The sequence below is a fragment of the Pseudarthrobacter sp. MOO14 genome (assembly GCF_058267675.1).
This window is the reverse complement of sequence record NZ_CM177849.1, coordinates 207,744-228,601: the sequence shown is the minus strand read 5'-3', so window position 1 is coordinate 228,601 and position 20,858 is coordinate 207,744. Positions and strand designations below refer to the sequence as shown.

Annotated in this window: 16 protein-coding genes; 8 read left to right on the top strand and 8 right to left on the bottom strand. The window is 66.5% G+C overall.

What is annotated here, in order from left to right; translation table 11 throughout:
* The first annotated feature begins 28 nt into the window (after positions 1-28).
* Complete coding sequence (locus tag AC4EEV_RS01015) at positions 29-1,081, top strand: FUSC family protein (protein ID WP_491329952.1); 1,053 nt, start codon at positions 29-31, stop codon at positions 1,079-1,081.
* A gap of 21 nt (positions 1,082-1,102) precedes the next feature.
* On the opposite strand, the gene AC4EEV_RS01010 is transcribed toward AC4EEV_RS01015, so the two are convergent.
* Genes AC4EEV_RS01010 through AC4EEV_RS01000 form a run of 3 tightly spaced genes read right to left on the bottom strand, consistent with a single transcriptional unit; the run spans position 1,103 to position 4,716 of the window.
* Complete coding sequence (locus AC4EEV_RS01010; RefSeq protein WP_491329951.1) at positions 1,103-2,014, bottom strand: MaoC family dehydratase; 912 nt, start codon at positions 2,012-2,014, stop codon at positions 1,103-1,105.
* Positions 2,011-3,351, bottom strand: coding sequence for a 3-oxoacyl-ACP reductase (locus tag AC4EEV_RS01005; RefSeq protein WP_491329950.1), 1,341 nt, complete (start codon positions 3,349-3,351; stop codon positions 2,011-2,013). The genes AC4EEV_RS01010 and AC4EEV_RS01005 overlap by 4 nt, the downstream gene beginning before the upstream one ends.
* A gap of 9 nt (positions 3,352-3,360) precedes the next feature.
* A complete protein-coding gene (locus AC4EEV_RS01000; protein ID WP_491329949.1) occupies positions 3,361-4,716 on the bottom strand; it encodes an acetyl-CoA C-acetyltransferase in 1,356 nt (451 codons plus the stop codon).
* A gap of 61 nt (positions 4,717-4,777) precedes the next feature.
* Here AC4EEV_RS01000 and AC4EEV_RS00995 point away from each other — a divergent pair, with 61 nt between their 5' ends.
* The gene (locus AC4EEV_RS00995; protein WP_491329948.1) at positions 4,778-5,506 is read left to right on the top strand and encodes a TetR/AcrR family transcriptional regulator; all 729 of its coding nucleotides are present in this window, start codon (positions 4,778-4,780) and stop codon (positions 5,504-5,506) included.
* A 1-nt stretch (position 5,507) separates the two neighbouring features.
* Positions 5,508-7,622, top strand: a complete 2,115-nt coding sequence (locus AC4EEV_RS00990; protein ID WP_491329947.1) for an acyl-CoA dehydrogenase family protein — start codon at positions 5,508-5,510, stop codon at positions 7,620-7,622.
* A 93-nt stretch (positions 7,623-7,715) separates the two neighbouring features.
* Here the strand turns inward: AC4EEV_RS00990 and glgA are convergent, their stop codons facing one another.
* Complete coding sequence (glgA, locus tag AC4EEV_RS00985; protein ID WP_491329946.1) at positions 7,716-8,921, bottom strand: glycogen synthase; 1,206 nt, start codon at positions 8,919-8,921, stop codon at positions 7,716-7,718.
* A 101-nt stretch (positions 8,922-9,022) separates the two neighbouring features.
* Here glgA and glgC point away from each other — a divergent pair, with 101 nt between their 5' ends.
* The 3 genes from glgC (at position 9,023) to AC4EEV_RS00970 (ending at position 12,463) form a co-directional block, all read left to right on the top strand.
* Positions 9,023-10,435, top strand: a complete 1,413-nt coding sequence (gene glgC, locus AC4EEV_RS00980) for a glucose-1-phosphate adenylyltransferase (protein ID WP_491329945.1) — start codon at positions 9,023-9,025, stop codon at positions 10,433-10,435.
* An 87-nt stretch (positions 10,436-10,522) separates the two neighbouring features.
* Positions 10,523-11,974, top strand: a complete 1,452-nt coding sequence (locus tag AC4EEV_RS00975) for an SDR family NAD(P)-dependent oxidoreductase (RefSeq protein ID WP_133831539.1) — start codon at positions 10,523-10,525, stop codon at positions 11,972-11,974.
* Between the two features lie 18 nt (positions 11,975-11,992).
* A complete protein-coding gene (locus tag AC4EEV_RS00970) occupies positions 11,993-12,463 on the top strand; it encodes a pyridoxamine 5'-phosphate oxidase family protein (protein WP_026264461.1) in 471 nt (156 codons plus the stop codon).
* A gap of 47 nt (positions 12,464-12,510) precedes the next feature.
* On the opposite strand, the gene AC4EEV_RS00965 is transcribed toward AC4EEV_RS00970, so the two are convergent.
* From AC4EEV_RS00965 to AC4EEV_RS00955, 3 genes are read right to left on the bottom strand one after another with little or no spacing between them, the layout of a single operon-like run.
* The gene (locus tag AC4EEV_RS00965; protein WP_491329944.1) at positions 12,511-13,362 is read right to left on the bottom strand and encodes a transglutaminase family protein; all 852 of its coding nucleotides are present in this window, start codon (positions 13,360-13,362) and stop codon (positions 12,511-12,513) included.
* A complete protein-coding gene (locus AC4EEV_RS00960) occupies positions 13,359-14,285 on the bottom strand; it encodes an alpha-E domain-containing protein (RefSeq protein WP_018761308.1) in 927 nt (308 codons plus the stop codon). Before AC4EEV_RS00960 ends, AC4EEV_RS00965 begins: the two co-directional genes overlap by 4 nt.
* 60 nt (positions 14,286-14,345) lie before the next feature.
* A complete protein-coding gene (locus tag AC4EEV_RS00955; protein ID WP_018761307.1) occupies positions 14,346-15,902 on the bottom strand; it encodes a circularly permuted type 2 ATP-grasp protein in 1,557 nt (518 codons plus the stop codon).
* Positions 15,903-16,015: 113 nt separating this feature from the next.
* On the opposite strand from AC4EEV_RS00955, the gene AC4EEV_RS00950 reads away from it, so the two are divergent.
* Together AC4EEV_RS00950 and pepN are read left to right on the top strand one after the other, a co-directional pair.
* The gene (locus tag AC4EEV_RS00950; RefSeq protein WP_491329943.1) at positions 16,016-17,074 is read left to right on the top strand and encodes a YeiH family protein; all 1,059 of its coding nucleotides are present in this window, start codon (positions 16,016-16,018) and stop codon (positions 17,072-17,074) included.
* 33 nt (positions 17,075-17,107) lie between these two features.
* Positions 17,108-19,744, top strand: a complete 2,637-nt coding sequence (pepN, locus tag AC4EEV_RS00945) for an aminopeptidase N (RefSeq protein ID WP_491329942.1) — start codon at positions 17,108-17,110, stop codon at positions 19,742-19,744.
* 11 nt (positions 19,745-19,755) lie between these two features.
* On the opposite strand, the gene lplAB is transcribed toward pepN, so the two are convergent.
* Positions 19,756-20,850: a lipoate-protein ligase LplAB gene (lplAB, locus tag AC4EEV_RS00940; protein ID WP_491329941.1), complete on the bottom strand. Its 1,095-nt coding sequence runs from the start codon at positions 20,848-20,850 to the stop codon at positions 19,756-19,758.
* Positions 20,851-20,858: the final 8 nt, after the last annotated feature.

Genomic DNA, 20,858 nt, shown 5'->3' with positions numbered 1-20,858 from the left:
TCGGGGGACCCAACTTCTCAAACAATCGGTGGAAGGAATTTCCGCTGCCTTTGCAGCGCAACGGCTGCAACTGGCGGCGAAAGCCGCGCTCGCAGCGGGCCTGGCTTTCACAATCGCTCCGCTGATGCCCGGGGCGGCGTCGCACTACACGTATTATGCGCCGCTGGGCGCCCTGGTGGCCATGTACCGCAACGTCGCGGGCTCGGTCCGGAACGGACTCCAGGCCATCGCGGGACTTGCCGTGGGGATCGGTTTGGCGTTCATCCTGGTCAGCATTTCCGATCCCTCACCGTTGACGGTGGCTCTCTTCATGGGCGTCGGAGTGCTGTTGGGCGGGCTGCCAGGCATCGGCTCCGGCAGTGACTGGATTCCAACGGCCGCGCTCCTGGTCCTGCTGGTCGGCGGCAGGAATGCCGAGGACTTCTCCTACGGCTACCTCCTGCAAATGGCCGCTGGAGTGGCAGTGGGCATCGCCGTGAACTTCCTGATCTTTCCACCCCTGCACCTGAACGCGGCCGCCACCAGCCTGGCCGAACTCAGGCGCGCCCTTGGCAGGCAACTGACCGACATGGGTGCGGCCCTGACGGAAAAATGGCCGCCGGAACACGAGGAATGGTCGCGCAGGTCGGAGGAGCTGTCCGACGCGGCAAGATCGGTACGCCACCTGGTCAAGGAAGCTGATGCCAGCCGGCGCGCCAACCCGCGGCGAAAGCTGCATCCGAGGGACATCGACCAGGACTACCGCGAGTTGCAGAACCTGGAGCAGGTGACATTCCATATCCAGGACATGACCGATGTTCTTTCCGACGTGATCTGGAACAACGACCTGCCGTATGAGATTCCCCTCGAGGACACCGAACCCCTGGCCGCTGCGATCACGGCCACTGGAGAATTGCTGTCTATCGATTCCGAAGGTGAAGACAACAATCACCAGGACCGCTATGCCGCGGCCAAGGCGGCAGTGGAAGCCTGCATGGCCGCCACCACCGCCAGGCAAGCCGAGGAGGGCACCGTCCCGGCCTCCGAATCGGTCCTCCTGAGCCTGCACCGCATCCTGCGCGCCGCCAAGCCGAAGGACTGATCCGGCGCACCGTCATACTGCCTAAAGCGCTGAGACTGTGCCGTGGAAGTGGCGCCGCCCCGAACGTGGGTTCCAGGCCACATAGCGCGAATGTTTCCACGCACCGGACGAGGCCTGGTCCGTGCTGATCTCCAAAGCCACCCGGCACGGCAGGAAAACCGGCGCTTCAAACTCCACGTCCCAGCTGAAGGCGTCGCCCCGGGCGGGACCGACGTCGGCGAGCGCACGCGAGGCGAGGTACATTCCGTGGGCTATCGACCGGCGCATCCCCAGCGCCTTGGCCGAGAGGACGCTCAGGTGGATTGGATTAAAGTCACCTGACACGGCGGCGTACGCCCGTCCTGTGTCCACCCCCAAGTGCCACAGCGCCGTCGGTGCCGGAGCAGTGAATTCCGGTTTCGGCGCCGCGGCGGTTGGTTTGTCGATGCCGGGAAGGAACAACCCCTTGGCCAGGTAGGTGGAAACTCCGCGCCAGTGAATGTCCGCCGAGCCCGCGCGTCGCACCTCAGCCACGACGTCCACCTGCGTCCCTGCCCGGTGGCCTCGAAGATTTTCCACCCTGGCGGTCATGTCAAGCACGTCCGTGAAGACCAACGGCGTTCTCTGCTCAACGCTGTTGCGCAGGTGGATCATCCCCAGCAGCGGCAGTGGGAAGTCGTCGCGGTTCATGACGCTCATGGCGAGGGGAAAGGCCAGGGCATGGATGAAGCCGGCAGGCAGGACGTCACTGGCGGTCTCACCAATGAGGTGCTGGTACGCCGTGAGGTTTCCAACGTCCACGGTGACGCCCCTGACGTCGTGGCTCTCGGCCGGAAGATCGGCGGAATCATGCGTTCCCAGGAGCCTGCGACGTGCTGCCTGGGCGGCGGCGTTGACATACAGCTTGGACAGCGAGGGCATCTCCGCCAGGATCAAAGGTTGCTGGAGTGTCATGCCCCCACCAGGTTTTGACCGCACACCCGCAACACCTCCCCGTTGATACCACCTGCGGCGTCGCTGGCCAGGAAGGCAATGGTTTCGGCCACGTCCGCGGGAAGGCCTCCCTGTTGCAGCGAGTTGAGCCGGCGCGCCACCTCACGGACCGCAAAAGGGATCCGCGCAGTCATCTCGGTCTCAATGAACCCGGGCGCGACGGCATTGATGGTGCCGCCACTGGCGGCGAGCAGCGGTGCCGTGGCCCGCACCATTCCCATCACGCCTGCTTTGGAGGCGGCGTAGTTGGTTTGGCCCCTGTTGCCGGCAATGCCACTCGTGGAGGCAACTGACACGATCCGCGGTGACGAGCGGAAGTGGTCCGCGGCGAGGAGGGCTTCGTTGATCCGAAGCTGGGCTGCGATGTTGATGTTGATGACCGCGTTCCACCGGGAATGGTCCATGTTGGCCAGCATTTTGTCCCGGGTAATCCCGGCATTGTGCACCACGATATCCAGGCGGCCATGCCGCTGCGCTGCATGCTCAAGGATCCGCACCCCGGCGTCTGCGCCGCTGATGTCCAGCTGCAGCGCCGTACCCCTCACCTCGTTGGCCACGGCCGCCAGCTGGTCACCCGCCGCCGGAATGTCAACCAGGACCAGCATGGCACCGTCGCGGTGCAGGGTCCGGGCAATCTGCGCGCCGATACCCCTGGCTGCGCCTGTCACCACAGCGACCTTGCCCTCCAGCGGCCGGTCTGTGTTGGCGGGAAGCGCACCGTCCGGGGAAGAGACCGTCAGGAACTGCCCGTCTACAAATGCCGAGCGGCTGGAAAGGAAGAACCTGATGGCGCCCAGTGCGCTGGGACTCGTGGTGGTGGTGCCGTCCGAGAGGAGGACACCGTTGGCCGTGGCGCCCGCCCGCAGCTCTTTGGCCAGGGAACGCAGGAAACCATCCACGCCCTGGCGGGCAGCCGCTGCTGCAGGGGAAGAAACGCCCGCCGCGGGCCGGGACACCGCAATGACCCGACCTCCGGCCTGCAGGTCCCGCAACGAACCTGCAGCGGAGAGTACCGGCTGTTCCAAATCCGCGGGATGCTCCAGCTCGTCGAGGACCAGGATGATGGCGCCCAGCTTTTCGGCCGGAACGGCGTGCCTCCGGACATCGAGGTCCCACGACAGCAGTTCGGTGGCGAGGCTGTCCGCCGCAGGACTGTTTCCGACGACGACGACCGGGCCAACGACCAGCGGTTGTCCTGGCTGGTAGCGCCGAAGCACTGCGGGCTGCGGGAGTCCGAGCTTTCTGGCCAGGTTGCGGCCCGCACCGCTGTTGACCAGCTGGGTATATGTATCCGTCATGACTGCCCCCTACACCGATTCCAGGATCGCGACGACGCCCTGGCCGCCCGCCGCGCACACAGACACCAGGCCGCGGACGGGCCGGCCCTCCGCGTCCGCCTTGGCGTGCAGCATCTTGGCCAGCGAACCCACGATCCGTCCGCCGGTGGCGGCGAAGGGATGACCCGCCGCGAGCGAAGATCCGTTGACGTTGAGGCGTGAACGGTCGACGCTGCCGAACGCGCCGTCAAGCCCGAGACGGGTCCGGCAGAATTCCTCGTCCTCCCAGGCGGCCAGCGTGCTGAGGACCGTGGCGGCGAAGGCTTCATGGATTTCGAAGAAGTCGAAGTCTCCCAGTGTCAGGTTCTGCCTGGCCAGGAGCCGCGGCACGGCGAAGACCGGGGCCATCAACAGGCCATCCTTGCCGTGTACAAAGTCCACTGCTGCGGCTTCGGCGTCCACCACGGCGGCGAGTTTGGGCAGGTCGCGGGCATCGGCCCAGTCGTCGGAGGCAAGAAGGACGGTTGAGGCGCCGTCGGTCAACGGGGTGGAGTTGCCTGCTGTCATGGTGGCGCCGGCGCCCAGGTTCCTGCCGAACACCGGCTTCAGCGATGCCAGTTTTTCCAAGGAAGTATCAGCGCGGAGGTTGGCGTCCCGCGTCAGTCCCCGGTAGGGAGTCAGCAGGTCGTCGAAGAAGCCTGAATCATAGGCGGTTGCGAGGTTACGGTGGCTGTTCAGTGCCAGTTCGTCCTGCGCTTCGCGGGAAATCTGCCACTGCGCCGTGGTCAGCGCCTGGTGCTCCCCCATGGACAGGCCGGTGCGCGGTTCCGCGGTACCGGGTGCCAGCGGGGCCAGGTCCTTTGGCCGGAGGCGGCTCAGGATCTGGAGCCGCTGTGGAAGCGACTTGGCGCGGTTGAGGTCAAGGATGATGTCGCGGAGCCCCTCGCTGACCACCACGGGGGCATCAGAGGCTGAGTCCACGCCGCCGGCGATGGCGGAATCGATCTGTCCCAGCTTGATCTTGTTGGCCAGCCCCACCACGGTTTCGAGCCCGGTGGCGCATGCCTGCTGGAGGTCGTACACCGGGGTTTCGGCGGACAGTGCAGACCCCAGGACGGCTTCCCGGGTGAGGTTGAAGTCCCTGGAGTGCTTCAGGACGGCTCCTGCGGCAACCTGTCCGATCCGTTCGTCCTGGAGGCCGAACCGTGCGATCAGGCCGTCAAGGGCTGCGGTCAGCATGTCCTGGTTGGAGGACTTTGCGTAGGCGCCGCCGGCGCGCGCGAAGGGAATCCTGTTGCCGCCAACAATCACCGCCTTGCGCGGCGCAGAAACTGCTGGTCGAACTGATTCGTCAGGTGCTGGCGTGGACTGTCCGTCGATGGACATGGGTGGCTCCTCTGCTCACATGCGGTTACCGATACCCAGCGTACCTGATACGCTGGGTATCGTGAACTTCCACACTTCCAGCCTTCCGCTTACCGTCGAGCTCCCGCCTGCCGCCAGTTCAGACGGCCGCTCGGCACGCTGGCAGAGTCACCGCGAGGAACGCCGCCGGGAGCTGATCAAGCAGGCCCGCAGAGCGGTCCATGCCCTCGGAAGCGATGCGTCCATGGAGGAGATCGCCACCGCGGCAGGAACCTCCAAGTCCGTTTTCTACCGCTACTTCGGGGACAAAGCCGGCCTGCAACAGGCGGTGGGGGAAGTGGTCCTGAGCCAGATGCAGAACCGCATCAAGGAAGCCGCGCAGAGTGCCGTGACGCCGCGGGAAGGCTTGCTCGCGATGGTCTCGGCCTACCTGCAGATGGCGGACACCAGCCCCAGCGTCTATGCATTCGTCACCAGCTACACCCCCGCCGAGCCCACGGAACCCACATCTCCCGCGACGTCGGCCGGCGCCCTGGGCCACTTCTTCGATGCCATTGCGGACATGATCGCTGCGCCCATGCGCTCCCACCTGGGTGATGTGGGGGAAACGGTCATCGGGTTCTGGCCCCGGGCCGCGATCGGCCTGGTACGGAACGCTGGAGAGCAATGGCTCAACACTCCGGACTCCCCCACCAAGCCCAGCCAGGAAGCCATGGCCCGCCACATTACGGCGTGGCTGTGTGTTGGCATAGCACCCGAACTCACCCCCGCCCCACCGACCACCAAGTTATCCGCCAAAGAAGGACTGTGACATGACTGACGTAGTGGACCGCACCGCCCGAAAAGGGCTCCGCTCCCCGGCAACCCCGGCAGCCAACCCCGTAGCCGACACCCCTGCACCCGCCGTCGACGTCGCGGCCCTGGGCCGGCAGCTCCTGGGAAAGTGGGCCGATGTCCGGCTCCAAGCCCGGGACCTGGCTGCACGGCCGGAATTGCACAAGGTCGAAGGCCTGACACATACGGACCATCGCCAACGGGTATTCGGCCAGCTGCAATACCTCGTGGACAACAACGCCGTCCACCGCGCATTCCCGGCGGAACTGGGCGGCTCCGACGACCACGGCGGAAACATCGCCGGGTTCGAGGAACTCGTGGTGGCGGATCCTTCACTGCAGATCAAGGCCGGGGTCCAGTGGGGGCTGTTCGGTTCGGCCGTCATGCACCTGGGCACGGCCGAACACCACGCCAAGTGGCTGCCGGGCATCATGAGCCTGGCCATCCCCGGTTGCTTCGCCATGACGGAAACAGGGCACGGCTCGGATGTTGCCAGCATCGCCACCACGGCCACCTATGACCCCGATACCGAGGAATTCATCATCCACACCCCGTTCCGTGCAGCGTGGAAGGACTATATCGGCAACGCTGCCACGGACGGACTGGGAGCAGTGGTGTTCGCCCAGCTTGTCACCAGGGGAGTCAACCACGGCGTCCACGCACTCTATGTTGACCTCCGGGACCCGGACACCAAGGAGTTCCTGCCCGGCATCGGCGGCGAGGATGATGGCATCAAGGGCGGCCTGAACGGGATCGACAACGGCCGCCTGCACTTCACGAACGTCCGCGTCCCGCGCACCAACCTCCTGAACCGGTACGGCAACGTGGACGCCGATGGCGTCTACACGTCCCCCATTGCGAGTCCCGGCCGCCGCTTCTTCACGATGCTGGGAACGCTGGTCCAAGGCCGCGTGTCCCTGGACGGCGCTGCCGTTGCCGCGTCCAAGCTGGCGTTGAAGGCGGCCATCCAGTACGCCACCGAACGCCGCCAGTTCAACGCTTCGTCCCACACCGACGAGGAAGTCCTGCTGGACTACCAGCGGCACCAGCGGAGGCTTTTCACCCGCCTCGCCACCACCTATGCTGCCGGCTTTGCCCATGAACAGCTGCTGCAGAAGTTCGACGACGTCTTCTCCGGCGCGCACGACACCGACGCGGACCGCCAGGACCTCGAAACCCTGGCGGCGGCGCTTAAGCCGCTGAGCACCTGGCACGCGCTGGATACCCTGCAGGAGTGCCGGGAGGCATGCGGCGGTGCCGGATTCCTGATCGAGAACCGGTTCGCCTCGCTCCGGGCCGACCTTGACGTCTATGCCACGTTCGAGGGCGACAACACCGTGCTGCTGCAGCTTGTGGCCAAGCGCCTGCTCGCCGACTACGCCAAGGAGTTCCGGAACGTGGACTTCGGCGTGCTGGCGCGCTACGTGGTAAACCAGGCGGCCGGCGCCGCGGTCCACCGCACCGGCCTGCGCCAGGTGGCGCAGTTCGTGGCGGACACCGGGTCGGTCCAGAAGGCTGCGATCGCCCTCCGCGACGAGGAGGGCCAGCGCGCGCTCCTGACCGACAGGGTGCAGACCATGGTGGCTGAGGCGGGTGCCGCACTCAAGGGCAGCAAGCGCCTCTCGCAGGACAAGGGCGCCGCCTTGTTCAACAGGCACCAGAACGAACTAATCGACGCTGCCCAGGCACACGCAGAGCTGCTGCAGTGGGAGGCCTTTACCGAGGCGCTCCAGCAGGTGGCCGACCCGGGCACCAGGAAGGTCCTGACCTGGCTGCGGGACCTCTTTGGCCTGTCCCTGATCGAGAAGAATCTGTCCTGGTACCTCATGAACGGCCGCCTCTCCATGCAGCGGGCACGGACAGTGGGCGGCTACATCAACCGGCTGCTGGAGAGGATCCGTCCCCACGCCGTGGACCTGGTGGACGCTTTCGGCTACGGGGAGGACCATGTCCGCGCCGCCATCGCCACGGGTGCCGAAAAGGTGCGCCAGGACGAGGCCCGTGCGCACTTCCGGAATGAGCGTGCCAGTGGCCAGGCTCCGGTGGACGAGAAGGTCCTGATCGCTAAGACCGCGGCCGGCCGCAACGGCTGAGACACACGGGCCGCCCCCTCGGGTGGCATAACGACGACGGCGCCGCTCCCCTTCCACGGGGGCGGCGCCGGCGTCGTTTTCTGCGTGGAACGCTCAGCTGGTGGCGGTCAGCACCGAACGGTAGACCTCAAGGGTGGTCTCGGTGATGGATTCCCAGGAGAAGTGTTTTTCGGCACGTTCCCGGCCGGCCTGTCCCATGGCGCGGGCACGCTCGGGATCTGACACCACTTCGGTGAGGGCTGCTGCGAACTCCTTGACGAACTTCTCCGGATCCAGCGGCGTTCCTGTACCGTCGGTCACCTGCTCCAGGTCCACCAGGAGCCCGGTCGTGCCGTGCTCCACCACTTCGGGGATGCCGCCGGTGGCGCTGGCCACCACGGCTGCCCCGCAGGCCATCGCCTCGAGGTTGACGATTCCGAGGGGTTCGTAGATGGAGGGGCACGCGAACGCTGTGGCGTGGCTGAGCACCTGGATCAGCTCATGGCGCGGCAGCATCCGCTCGATGAGGACAACGCCCGTGCGCTGCTTCTGCAGGTCCTCGATCAGTGCGGCGGTTTCCGCTGCCAGCTCGGGGGTGTCGGCCGCGCCCAGGCACAGGACCAGCTGAACGTCGGCGGGAAGCTTCGCGGCGGCCCGCAGGAGGTAGGGGACGCCCTTTTGCCGCGTGTTTCTTCCCACAAAAACGACGCTAGGTTTGGCTGGATCGATGCCCAGGGCGCGGACGGCGTCGTCATTCTCGTCACGCTGCCACAGCGCAACATCGATGCCGTTGTGGACCACCCGGACCTTCTCCGGGTCCACGTTGGGGTAGCTGCGCAGGATGTCCTGCCGCATGCCCTCCGAAACGGCGATGATGGCGGCCGCAGCTTCGTACGCCGTCTTCTCCACCCAGGACGAAAGGGCGTAGCCACCGCCGAGCTGCTCAGCCTTCCAAGGACGCAGCGGCTCGAGGCTGTGGGCACTGAGAACGTGCGGAATTCCGTGAAGCAGCGACGCCAGATGCCCCGCCATGTTGGCGTACCAGGTGTGCGAATGGACCACGTCGGCGCCTTGGACATCCGGCACGATGCGGAGGTCCACGCCCAGGGTCTGGACCGCGGCATTGGCCCCGCCGAGGTCCTCCGGCACCTGGTAGGACGTCACCGTCGCCCCGTGGTAGTCAGCGTCCCGCGGCGCCCCGAAAGCACGAACCTGCAGGTCAACATGCTTACTAAGCACCCTGCTCAATTCGGCGACGTGCACCCCGGCGCCACCGTAGATCTCCGGCGGAAACTCTTTAGTCACAATGTCTATACGCACAAGACCCAAGGTAGTCCTTCACGCATAACTGTTCTAGTGTGAAGGAGTCCGGGTGCACCGGACTGTCTTGGGAGTTACGAAGGCGTACAGGAGCGACCACCATGCCGTTAAATAAGAAAGTCCTGGCCATTGTCCTCGCAGGCGGCGAGGGAAACAGGCTGATGCCACTGACGGCAGACCGGGCCAAACCCGCCGTGCCCTTTGCCGGCAGCTACCGCCTTATCGATTTCGCGTTATCCAACCTTGTGAATTCCCGCTACCTGCAGATCGTCGTCCTGACCCAGTACAAGTCGCACAGCCTTGACCGCCACATCTCCGAGACCTGGCGCATGTCCACCCAGTTGGGCAACTACATCGCTTCCGTTCCCGCCCAGCAGCGCGTGGGCAAGAGCTGGTTCCTTGGCAGCGCCAACGCCATCTACCAATCCCTGAACCTCATCCATGACGCCAACCCCGACATCGTCGTCGTGGTCGGCGCGGACCACGTCTACCGCATGGACTTTGCCCAGATGGTGGCCCAGCACGTCCACAGCGGCGCCAAGGCCACGGTCGCGGCCGTACGGCAGCCGCTGCACATGGCCGATCAGTTCGGCGTCATCGAAGTGGACCAGAACGACTCGCAGAAGATCGCCGCGTTCGTCGAAAAGCCGGCCAGCACGCCGGGCCTGGCGGCGGACCCGTCCCAGTTCCTGGCCTCCATGGGCAACTACGTATTCGACGCTGACGCCCTGGTGGCAGCCCTGCATGTGGATGCCGAGCGGCTGGACACCAAACACGACATGGGCGGCGACATCATCCCCTACTTCGTCAACCGTGGTGAAGCAGGTGTCTACGACTTCACGCTCAACGACATTCCCGGCTCCACCGACCGTGACCGCACCTACTGGCGCGACGTGGGCACCATCGACTCCTTCTACGATGCCCACATGGACCTCATCTCCCCGATGCCGGTGTTCAACCTCTACAACTCCGAGTGGCCCATCTACACCCGGCAAAGCATCTCGCCGCCCGCGAAGTTCGTCCGGGGCGACAACAACACGGTGGGAACGGCCCTGGACTCGATCGTGGCCAGCGGCGTGGTCATCTCCGGCGGCATCGTTGAAGGCTCCGTCCTTTCCAACGACGTCTACGTGGCCACGAGCGCCAGGATCACGGACTCGGTCCTGATGGACAAGGTTCAGGTTGGAGCGGGCGCCGTGATCAACCGGGCCATCCTGGACAAGAATGTCAAGGTGCCGGCAGGGGCTGCCATCGGCCTGGACCCGGACCTGGACCGGGCGCGTGGTTTCAAGGTCACCGAATCCGGCATCACCGTCCTGGCCAAAGGCCAGCAGGTACCGGAACCCGGCGACGACGAACGGCAGCTGGCCGCCCGACACCTGGGGCTCATGCCAAACGCCGTCAAGGCTGCGGCTGACCAGTACCCCGAGGTCCGCGAGACCGTGGGCAAGGTGGCCGGGACGCACGCGGCCGCCGCGGCGCAGGCCTCACCGGACGGCGCCAGGGTGTCCTGACCTAGTACTGACGGCAAGAGCATACGGCGCGGGCCGGAGCACCTGGACGGTCCTCCGGCCCGCGCCGTACGCTGTAAAATTTGGCTAATGAGCTCCCCCGATCTGACCCCTGAGGAAATCCAGGCCTGCCTCAAGGTCCTGAATACGATCCACGCGTACGACGAGGAGCACCCCGACTACGTTTCGGTGCGCCGCGCCACCGGCAAGATGTTCAAGGCCGTCAAGCGCCACCGCAGGGTCACCAAACGCGATTCCATTGCCGAAGCCGACCGGGCAGTCATCGCCCAAACCGCCACCGCTGCCCCGGACCGGATCGACGACGAAACCCGCGGCAACAAACTGGCCCCGTCCGCCACCGGAAACATCGCCGGCCACCTCATCCGGTCACGTCCGTGCTACATCTGCAAGCAGCATTACACCCAGGTGGATGCCTTCTACCACCAGCTCTGCCCCGAATGCGCGGCCTTCAGCCACAGCAAGCGCGACGCACGCGCTGACCTCACCGGCCGGCGTGCGCTGCTCACCGGCGGCCGCGCCAAGATCGGGATGTACATCGCCCTCCGGCTGCTCCGGGACGGTGCCCATACCACCATCACCACCCGCTTCCCCAAGGACGCCGCCCGCCGGTTCGCCGCCATGGAGGACAGCGCCGACTGGCTGCACCGGCTCCGGATCGTCGGCATCGACCTCCGTGATCCGGCCCAGGTGATGGCATTGACCGATTCGCTGGACGAGGCCGGGCCGCTGGACATCATCATTAACAACGCGGCCCAGACCGTCCGCCGGTCAGGCAACGCCTACAAGCCGCTGGTGGATGCCGAGGATGAGCCGTTGCCCCCGGCCCTGGAACACGCCAACGGTGGTCCCGAGTTGCTGACCTTCGGCCACGCCCATGACAAGCACCCCCTGGCCCTGGCCGGCAGCGTGACCGAACACCCGGTCCTGGCCGGCGATGCGATCACGTCGCTCGCCCTGTCCACCGGCTCGGCGTCACTGGAACGGATTGCGTCCGGGACGGCCATCGACGCCGGGGGGCTGGTCCCGGACCTGGCCACCATCAACAGCTGGACCCAGGTGGTGGACGAAGTGGATCCGCTGGAAATGCTCGAAGTCCAGCTCTGCAACGTCACGGCCCCGTTCCTGCTGGTCAGCCGCCTTCGCGGGGCCATGAAACGGTCCACGGCGCGACGAAAGTACATCGTGAACGTCTCCGCCATGGAAGGCCAGTTCTCCCGGGCCTACAAGGGGCCGGGACACCCGCACACCAATATGGCCAAGGCAGCGCTGAACATGATGACCCGCACCAGCGCCCAGGAGATGCTGGACACCGACGGCATCCTGATGACGGCCGTGGACACCGGGTGGATCACCGACGAACGGCCCCACTTCACCAAGGTCCGGCTCATGGAGGAAGGCTTCCACGCTCCCCTGGACCTGGTGGACGGCGCGGCCCGCGTCTATGATCCGATCGTCATGGGCGAAAACGGTGAGGACCAGTACGGTGTCTTCCTCAAGGACTACAAGCCCAGCCCCTGGTGATGGGCGTATGCTCACGGCATGAGCAACGAGTCATCAACCCAAGTGGAGAACCTGGAACACCACGATTGCTGGGCATTGCTGCGGACCGTCTCCGTGGGCAGGCTCGCGGTACTGGTGGACGGGCGGCCGGACATTTTTCCGGTCAACTACACAGTGGACGGGGGCACCCTGGTGTTCCGCACCGGCCAGGGCACCAAGCTCTCCGCCGCAACCGGTGAGGACGCCGCCGTCGCCGTGGAGGCAGACGGCGTGGACCCGGCCACTGGCCTGGCGTGGAGCGTGGTGATCAAGGGGACCGCCGCACTGGTCACCAGCACCGAGGAGGTCCTCGATACCTCCCGCCTCTACCTGTTCCCCTGGCAGGCAGGACGCAAGGATGCGTTCGTGCGCGTCACCCCGGAGTCCATGACCGGGCGCCGCTTCAAAGTCACCGATCCGATGACCTGGTGGACGCAGATCAGCAGTTCGGCCAGGTCAGCACCGGAATAGGACGACGCCGGCACCTCCCCCGGCCGCGAGGGCCGGGGGCGCCGTGGTCAGGCGAGCTGGGTGATCTCGACGCTTACGTTGAGGGCGGACCCTCCACCGCCGGACAGGATGCCCTTCAGCGGAGGCACGTCCCGGTAGTCCCGGCCACGCGCCACCGTGACGTGGAAGTCCCCGGCCGGTTTGTGGTTGGTGGGGTCCCAGCTGCGCCAGTCCCCGTCCCACCATTCCAGCCAGGCGTGCGACTGCCCGGCCACGGTTTCGCCGATCCCGGCACCGGACCGCGGGTGCAGGTAGCCGGAAACATACCGGGCCGGAATGCCGCAGCTCCGCAGTGCACCGATGGCAAGGTGGGCCAAGTCCTGGCAGACACCCTGGCGCTGGCCCCAGGCCTCTTCCGCATTGGTGGTGACGGCGGTGGAGCCGGACATATACGTCATCTCGCCCCGCATCCAGGCAAAGACCGCCATGGCCGCCTCGTGCGGGTTCTTGCCGGCCACCACGCCGGGAACGATGCCCAGGACTTCCTCACCGGGGCCGCTCAGCCGGGACTGCGGCAGCCAGTCGCTGAACGTGTTCAGGGTGTCCGGCGACGCCAGGACGTCCCAGCCCACGATGTCCGCCTCGGTGGGGATCTTTTCCGCCCGGTGCACCTCCACAGTGATGTTGGAGACCACTTCGAGGTTGTCGTGCGGCATCTGCATGTCAAAGGCCGTCACCCGGGTGCCCCAGTAGTCACGGTAGGTGCTGACGGCTGCCTGGGACGGGGACACCTTGACCACGGATTCCAGCACTACCTGCTGGGAGTCCGTCAGCGGCGTCATCCGGGCTTCGTTGTAGGACAGCGTCACCCGCTTGTTGTATTTGTAGGCCGTCCTGTGGACGATGCTCAACCGGGTCATGACACTTCTCCCACCCAGGCAAGTTCGTCCGCCTGATTGAAGTACTTACGGGAAATGGCATCCGAGGCCTGGGAAACCGCCTTCTGCACCCGCTCCATGTGCTCTGGCAGTTCGGACATGAGGTCATCCGTCCGGTGGAACTCGAGGAAGGTCCGGGCCTGGCCAACGATGCGGCGGGCGTCGTTGATGAAGCCAACCCGCTGCGCGGACGGATCCAGCTTGGCAAGGCACTCGTCGGCGTCGCGCAGTGCGTAGACAATCGACCGCGGGAACAACCGGTCCAGGAGCAGGAATTCGGCCGCGTGCTGGTCGCCGAACGCTGCCCGCCGGGTCCGCAGGAACGATTCGTAGGCACCGGCGCAGCGGAGCATGTTGACCCAGGACATGCCCGCAGAGAGCACGTCGCGGGTCGAGAGCATCCGGGCCGTCATGTCGGCGCGTTCCAGGGATCGGCCCAGGACCAGGAAGAGCCAGCTTTCGTCGTGGCTGACCGTGGTGTCGGCCAGGCCGCTGACCATGGCCGTCCGCTCCAGGGTCCAGTTGCAGAAGCGGTAGGTGCCCACCACATCCTTGCGGTGCTGGCTGAGCCCGTAGTACGTGGTGTTCAGGCTCTCCCACAAACCGGACGAGACGGTTTCCCTTGCACGGCGGGCGTTTTCCCGGGCTGCCCCGAGGGACCCGGCGATGGACGTGGCGCTCGTCTTGTCGTAGGCCAGGGCGTGCAGCAGTTCGGGCAGGCCAAAGTCTTCGCTTTGCGGCCGGGCTCCCATTACCGCCAGGAGTTCCTGGGCAACGCTTCGGCGTTCCTCCATCGGGAGGTGGTTCAGGCGCTCCAGGTGCACGTCGAGGATGCGGGCGGTGCCGTCCGCCCGCTCCACATAGCGGCCGATCCAAAACAAGGACTCGGCAATACGGCTAAGCATTCGCGGCTACCTCCTGCGCGTCCGGAACGTTGAAAGAAAAATGCCCGACGGCGGCGCGGCTCACTGCTGCTGCTCCGACTGGCGGTCCCGCCAGTTGCTTTCCACGGGCCACACGGAGACCCGCTCGCGGACCGTGACCGACTGGCGGGGAACAGTTTCCACCGGCATCTGGGGTGAATCGGCGAGGACCCAGGTGTCCTTGGATCCGCCGCCCTGGCTGGAATTGACGATCAGGGACCCTTCCTTCAGCGCCACCCGGGTGAGCCCGCCGGGGAGCACCCAGACATTCTCGCCGTCGTTCACGGCAAAGGGCCTCAGGTCCACGTGCCGGGGACCGAATTTGTCCCCGCCGAGGGTGGGAACGGTGGATAGCTGCAGCACGGGCTGGGCGATCCAGCCGCGCGGATCTGCGATGATCCGCTGGCGGAGGGCGTCCAGTTCATCTTTGGAAGCGTCCGGGCCGATGACCAGTCCTTTGCCGCCGGACCCGTCCACCGGCTTGACCACCAGTTCGGCAAGGTTGTCCAGGGTGTACTCCCTGGCCTCCTTCTCCTCGAGGCGGAAGGTGTCCACGTTCGCGATGATGGGTTCCTCGCTGAGGTAGTAGCGGATCAGGTCAGGGACGTAACTGTAAACCAGTTTGTCGTCCGCCACGCCATTGCCCACGGCATTGGCGATGGTGACACCGCCGGCGCGGGCGGCGTTGACCAGGCCGGGGCAGCCGAGCATGGAATCGGAGCGGAATTGCAGCGGGTCCAGGAAGTCGTCGTCGATCCGCTTGTAGATGACGTCCACGCGCTGTTCGCCCGCGGTGGTGCGCATGTAGACACGGTTGCCGCGGCAGATGAGGTCGCGGCCTTCCACCAGTTCCACGCCCATGAGCCCGGCCAGGAGCGTGTGTTCGAAGTAGGCGCTGTTGAACACGCCGGGGGTGAGGACGACGACGGTGGGGTCGTCGACGCCGGCCGGCGCGGTCTTGCGCAGGGCCGAGAGCAGCCGGCGGGGATACTCCTCGACGGGCCTGATGAGCTGCTGGCCGAAGGCTTCGGGCAGGCCCTTGGCCATCGCGCGCCGGTTCTCCAGCACATAGCTCACGCCGGAGGGAACACGGACGTTGTCCTCCAGGACGCGGAACGTGCCGGCGGCGTCGCGGACGACGTCGATGCCGGAAATGTGGACCCGGACCCCGCCGGCCGGTTCAAAGCCGTGGACCTGGCGGTGGAAGTGTGCACTGGTGGTCACGAGCTGGCGCGGGATGACGCCGTCGGAGACCACCGTCATCTTGTCGTAGACGTCGTTCAGGAAAGCCTCGAGGGCGCGCACACGCTGGGCGACGCCGCGTTCCAGGACGCTCCACTCGGCGGCCGGGATGACGCGGGGAACGATGTCCAGCGGAAAGGGCCGTTCCTCGCCCGCGTAGTCGAACGTGACACCGCGGTCCAGGAAGGTGCGGGCCATCGAGTCCGCGCGCGCACTCACGTCCGCCAGCGAGAGTTTCCGGAGGGCGTCGGCCACCTGCCCGTACGAGTCCCTGGCCTGCTGGCCGGGGGCGAACATCTCGTCGTAGGCCCCGGTGCGGCCCGCGGCCTCGGAGTAATCCTGGAATAGGTCTGACATGTCCAATAGCCAACCATCTTTTTGTTTCGAATTCATTACTGCCATCCATTCTGGCGTGTTGGCACCGATGGCCCGGTTCGTACTTTACGGGCCTCTTCGGGCACAGTAGGTGAGTGCCAGACAGCAGAAGCCTCCCAGCGCCGGGCCACGGCGGTTCCCGTCGCCCGCTGGTCCGGCTCATGGCAGGCTTACTGACCGCGGCAGCCGCCGTTGCCGCCGCGTTTCTCGTGCACGGACTGGTTCCTGCCCTGCCGGCCATGACCGTTGCCGTGGTCCTGGGCGTCCTCGCCGCCAACCTGCCTGGATCGGGAGCGTGGACGGCCGGCCGTGCCAGGCCGGGTCTGGATTTCGCCGGCAAGCACCTGATGCGCGGCGGGATCGTGGTCCTGGGCCTGAAGGTCAGCGTCATGGACGTCCTGGGCCTGGGCTGGCCGGCGCTGGTCCTGATCGTGGGCGTCGTGGCTGCCAGCTTCGGCGGGACCTACGCGATCTGCCGCCTGTTCCGCCTGCCGCCGGTGACATCGCTGCTGGTGGCCACCGGGTTCTCCATCTGCGGCGCCTCGGCAATCGGCGCCATGGCCGCCGTCCGCCGCATCCGGCACGCGGATACGGTCCTGCCGGTGGCCCTGGTGACCCTCTGCGGAACCCTGGCCATTGGTGTCCTTCCCCTGCTTTCCCATCCGCTGGGGCTTTCCGCGGCCGTCTTCGGCGCCTGGACGGGTGCCTCGGTGCACGACGTCGGCCAGGTGGTGGCCACGGCGCAAACCGCCGGCACCGCGGCGCTGGCGATCGCCGTCGTCGTCAAGCTCACCCGGGTCCTGCTGCTGGCCCCGGTTGCCGCGCTGGCGGGGGCGCACCACCGCAGCGGCGCCCGGCCCCCGGCCGGGCCGGACGGTTCCACCGCGAAAAGGCCGCCGCTGGTGCCGTTGTTTGTCCTGGGGTTCGTTGCCATGGTGGCGCTTAGGTCAACGGGCTGGCTGGGTCCCGGCTGGCTCGAGGCCGGTGCCACCCTGCAGGACATCCTCCTGGGCGCAGCCTTGTTCGGGCTGGGCTCCGCGGTGCGGATCCGCACCCTGCTGCACACGGGCGGGCCGGCGCTCCTCGCGGCCCTCGCCTCCTGGCTCCTGATTGCCGTGCTGGGCCTTGCAGCCGCCTTCGTGATCGCGGGCTGAGTCAATCAAACGGCACCATGATTAGATAGCCGGGTGTCACATGAGAATCTGCAGCGCCGCGAAGCCGCTGAACGTTCAGTCCTGATCAGCACCACCAGTTACGACATCTCGCTGGATGTGCGGCAAGCGGCGGATCCGGCCGTCGCAGGGTATACGAGCCGCAGCGTCATCAACTTCACGGCTTCAGAGCCCGGCGCCAGCACGTTCCTGGATTTCATCGGCGGCGAAGTGCACAGCGTGTTCCTCAACGGCAAGGGCCTGCCGGTGGCGGAGGTGGTGGATGGCGCCCGGATCCGGCTGGACAACCTGCGGGCCGAGAACCAGGTGACCGTTACCGGCACGGCGTTGTACAGCCGCTCGGGCGAAGGCATGCACCGCTTCGTGGATCCGGCCGACGGCCAGTGCTACCTCTACACCCAGTACGAGCCGGCCGACGCCCGCCGGGTCTTCGCCAACTTCGAGCAGCCGGACCTCAAAGCCGCCTACACCTTCCATGTGACGGCGCCGGCCCACTGGCAGGTGGCATCCAACGGGGCAGAGGTGAACCGCACCCTGCTCACCAGCGATCCGGCTACCGCCCGGTGGGACTTCGCCACCACGCTGCCCCTGTCCACGTACATCACCACGGTCCTCGCCGGCCCCTACTTCAAGGCAGAAGACCGCTGGGAGGCAACGCTCGACGACGGCACCCGGCTGGACGTGCCGCTCGCCCTCTACTGCCGGGCGTCCATGGCGGCGTCCTTTGACCCGGAGGCGCTGTTCGGGCTCACCAAGGCGGGCCTGGACTTCTTCAACCGCCTCTTCGACTTCCCCTACCCTTGGGGGAAGTACGACCAGGCATTCGTGCCCGAGTACAACCTGGGCGCCATGGAAAATCCCGGCCTGGTCACCTTCACGGAAAGCTACGTCTTCACGTCCCGTGCCACGGATGCGCAGTACCAGGCCCGGGCCAACACCCTGATGCACGAGATGGCGCACATGTGGTTCGGCGACCTGGTGACCATGCAGTGGTGGGACGATCTTTGGCTCAAGGAGTCGTTCGCCGACTACATGGGCACCCTGGGCGTGGACCAGGCCACCGGCTGGGGCACCGCCTGGGTCAACTTCGCCAACAAGCGCAAGGCCTGGGCCTATGTGCAGGACCAGCTCCCCACTACCCACCCGATCGTGGCGGACATCCCCGACCTCGAAGCCGCCAAGCAGAACTTCGACGGCATTACCTACGCCAAGGGCGCCTCGGTGCTGAAGCAGCTGGTGGCCTACGTCGGCTTTGACGCCTTCATCGCCGGATCGCGGGAGTATTTCCGCAACCACGCCTATGGAAACACCACGCTGGCCGATCTCCTTGAGGCCCTGCAGGCCGCTTCCGGCCGGGATTTGACCGATTGGGCCCACCAGTGGCTGCAGACCTCCGGGATCTCCACCTTGTCCGTTCAGGTAGGCGCCGGCGGTTCCGGCGACGGCCTGCCGGCAGGGGTGGCCATCGTCCAGGAAGCAGTGGACCCGGCCACCGGACGCGAAGAGCTGCGGCCGCACCGCCTTCGGGTCGGCTCCTACGATTTCGACGGCGAGGGCGCGCTGGTCCGTACCAGGAGCTTTGAGACCGACGTGGCGGGCGCCAGGACGGAACTCCCCCAGCTTGCCGCACAGCCACGGCCTGCCCTCATCCTGGTCAACGATGACGACCTGACGTACGCCAAGGTACGGCTGGACCCGGACTCCCTGGCGACTGTCCGCGCCGCCCTGGACCGGATCACCGACCCCATGGCCCGCGCCCTCTGCTGGACGGCCTTGTGGAACTCTGCCCGCGACGCGCAAAGCCCAGCCGCCCTCTATGTGGACGCCGTAGCCGCGTTTGCCCCCGCCGAGACCGGAATCGGCGTCCTGTTGAACGTCCTCGACAACGCGGCCACCGCCGTCGAACACTATGTCCCGCCGGCAGCCAGGGACTCGGTCCGCGCGTCCTTCCTCGCCACCGCGGCAACCGAACTGGACCGGGCCACACCGGGTTCAGACCAGCAACTGGCCTGGGCGCGGACCTTGGCGGGCTTCAGCAGGCACGATCCCGCCCTGCTCCCGCGGCTCCGCGGCCTGCTGGACGGCTCAGCTCCCGTGCCAGGCCTGGCCGTCGACGCTGAACTGCGCTGGCAACTGTGGCACGCGCTGGCCGCCAACGGACAGGCCACCGCCGCCGAACTCGATGCCGAACTCGCCCGGGACACCACGGCCTCCGGCCGCGCCGGCCACGCAACGGCGATGGCGGCCCGTCCCGAAGCCCACGTGAAAGCGGCAGCCTGGGACGCCGCCGTGAAGAAAGACGAGCTTTCCAACCAGTTGCTGTCAGCCACCATCAATGGTTTCAGCACGGCACCGGCACAGTTGCTTGACCCGTACGTCGGCCCGTACTTCGATTGCCTGCGGACCGTTTGGGCTGAGCGGAGCATCGAAATCGCCAGCCGGATCGTGCGCGGGCTCTACCCGTCATCGCAGGACTTGGCGCAGGGCGCGGCTCCTGAACAGCATGCAGTGGTCCGGCGGACGGATGACTGGCTGGCGGCCAACGGGGATGCACCGCGAGCCCTGCGCCGGATCATCATCGAACAGCGAAGCCACCTGGTGCGGGCGCTCACGGCGCAGGCCGCCGGCGTTTCGTCATCGGTCGGCGGGTAACCGCCGTGAGGCTACGGAACCCGGTAGAGCCACTCCTCGGTGCCGAATTTCGCAGCCACGCGTTCCTCGGCGGCTGCGAGCTCGTGCCCGGCCAGCTGTGACGGGGCGGCCCCGTAGCGCTCGCTGAACACCTCGATCATGGCTTCGATGATCGCCATCCGGGCAAGGCCCGTCTGCCGGCGGAGCGGATCGACGCGCTTCTTTGCGCTGCGGGTGCCCTTGTCAGAGAGTTTTTCCTTGCCGATCCGCAGCACCTCGACCATCTTGTCGGCGTCGATGTCATAGCTCATGGTCACGTGGTGCAGCATTCCCCCGTTGGCCAGGCGTTTTTGCGCGGCGCCGCCGATCTTTCCCTGATCCGTGGCGATGTCGTTGAGAGGGACGTAGAAGGCGTTGATACCGAGCTTCTCCAGTGCCGCCATGACCCAGGCGTCCAGGAACGGGTAGGAGTCGGCGAAGCTCAGCCCGTCCACCAGCGTCTGCGGCAGGTAGAGCGAGTACGTGATGCAGTTGCCGGCTTCCATGAACATCGCGCCGCCGCCGCTGATCCGCCGCACCACGTTGATGCCGTGCTTGGCCACGCCGTCGGGATCCACCTCGTTCTGGACGGACTGGAAGCTGCCGATCACCACGGACGGTTCCTGCCAGTCCCAGAACCGCAGGGTGGGAGTCCGCTCCCCCGCTCCGACGGCCTCGGTGAGAACCTCGTCCAGGGCAACGTTGATTTCCGTGGGGAGCACCGTGGGCGCAATGACGTTCCAGTGGTGGTCCGTCCAGGAGGTCGCCTTGGCAAGCGCGCGGCGGACCGTCACGGCCACGGCGTCGGCCGAAAAGCCGAACAGGACGGCCCCGGCCGGGAGGGCGGCCGTGACGGCAGCAGCAAGGTCCGCGGCCGTCGTCGTCTCCGGCAGTCCGGTCAATGCCCGGTTGATGTCTTCCAAGGCTTCGTCGGGTTCGAGAAAGAAGTCGCCGCTGACGGAGACCTCCGCCAGAGCCCCGTCCTCGACGTAAAGGTCGACCACGACGAGCTTGCCGCCCGGGACCTTGTATTCGCCGTGCAGTCGCGGGGTGCCGGCAGGATCAGTGGCAGGAAAGGGCTGGCTCATGCTTCCCA

Coding starts and splice junctions, on each gene's coding strand:
- AC4EEV_RS01010 (WP_491329951.1), bottom strand. CDS start 2,014: ATGACACTCCAGCAACCTTTGATCCTGGCGGAGATGCCCTCGCTGTCC.
- AC4EEV_RS01005 (WP_491329950.1), bottom strand. CDS start 3,351: ATGACGGATACATATACCCAGCTGGTCAACAGCGGTGCGGGCCGCAAC.
- AC4EEV_RS01000 (WP_491329949.1), bottom strand. CDS start 4,716: ATGTCCATCGACGGACAGTCCACGCCAGCACCTGACGAATCAGTTCGA.
- AC4EEV_RS00990 (WP_491329947.1), top strand. CDS start 5,508: ATGACTGACGTAGTGGACCGCACCGCCCGAAAAGGGCTCCGCTCCCCG.
- glgC (WP_491329945.1), top strand. CDS start 9,023: ATGCCGTTAAATAAGAAAGTCCTGGCCATTGTCCTCGCAGGCGGCGAG.
- AC4EEV_RS00975 (WP_133831539.1), top strand. CDS start 10,523: ATGAGCTCCCCCGATCTGACCCCTGAGGAAATCCAGGCCTGCCTCAAG.
- AC4EEV_RS00970 (WP_026264461.1), top strand. CDS start 11,993: ATGAGCAACGAGTCATCAACCCAAGTGGAGAACCTGGAACACCACGAT.
- AC4EEV_RS00965 (WP_491329944.1), bottom strand. CDS start 13,362: ATGACCCGGTTGAGCATCGTCCACAGGACGGCCTACAAATACAACAAG.
- AC4EEV_RS00960 (WP_018761308.1), bottom strand. CDS start 14,285: ATGCTTAGCCGTATTGCCGAGTCCTTGTTTTGGATCGGCCGCTATGTG.
- AC4EEV_RS00955 (WP_018761307.1), bottom strand. CDS start 15,902: ATGTCAGACCTATTCCAGGATTACTCCGAGGCCGCGGGCCGCACCGGG.
- lplAB (WP_491329941.1), bottom strand. CDS start 20,850: ATGAGCCAGCCCTTTCCTGCCACTGATCCTGCCGGCACCCCGCGACTG.